Source organism: Psychrobacter sp. AOP7-A1-24 (assembly GCF_052376235.1).
GTDB lineage: Bacteria > Pseudomonadota > Gammaproteobacteria > Pseudomonadales > Moraxellaceae > Psychrobacter.
Genome location: NZ_JBQSVM010000110.1, coordinates 1 through 765, shown reverse-complemented (window position 1 = coordinate 765; position 765 = coordinate 1). Strand labels below are relative to the sequence as shown.

Annotated in this window: 1 pseudogene; it reads left to right on the top strand. The window is 45.2% G+C overall.

The features are described 5' to 3' along the window. Positions 1-9: 9 nt before the first annotated feature. A pseudogene (locus tag ACT3QQ_RS13935) lies at positions 10-765 on the top strand (IS3 family transposase); the annotation flags it as partial.

The following is a 765-nucleotide window of genomic DNA, read 5'->3' as shown; positions in this document are numbered from 1 at the left end:
GAGTTTATCATGACCAAGAAAGTAAGAACCTACAGTGACGAATTTAAAGCCGAGGCCGTCAAGAAGATATCAGACAATAATGGCAATATCTCAGCCACTGCAAAGCAGCTTGGCATTGCCATGCAAACGCTATCAAATTGGTATAACAAAGCCAATCAAGGCAAGCTTGTTGGCACAGAGCAATACGATCCTGATCTTATGAGTGCTCTTCAAGAAATAAAGCAGCTCAAGCGGCAGCTCAAAGTGGCTGAAGAGGAACGCGAAATACTAAAAAAGGCGACGGCGTACTTCGCGAGAAACAGTTAGTCAGGTACGCCTTTATCAAAGACAACCAGTTCCTCTTTCGCATCACCACTATGTGCCGTGTGTTAAGGGTTAAGCCATCAAGCTATTACGACTGGCTAAGTCGTGATCTCAGCGACCAACAGATACATCGCAACCAGTCTGAATTACTGGTTAAAGCGGCTCACAATGAAACGAAAGAACGTTATGGCGCAGATCGACTGCATGCTCATCTAAGCGAGCAAGGCCATAACATTAGCCTGTATATGGTAAGAAGCATCAAAGAGCAACACGGCATTAAATGTCGTCGTCATAAGCGCTTTAAAGTCACCACCGACTCCAATCACAACAAGCTGGTCTATCCAAACGTGCTCGATCAGAAGTTTGACACCAGTCGCCCTAACCAAGCATGGGTAAGCGACATCACCTATATCTGGACGAATGAGGGCTGGTTGTATTTAGCGGGAGTCAAAGACTTATATA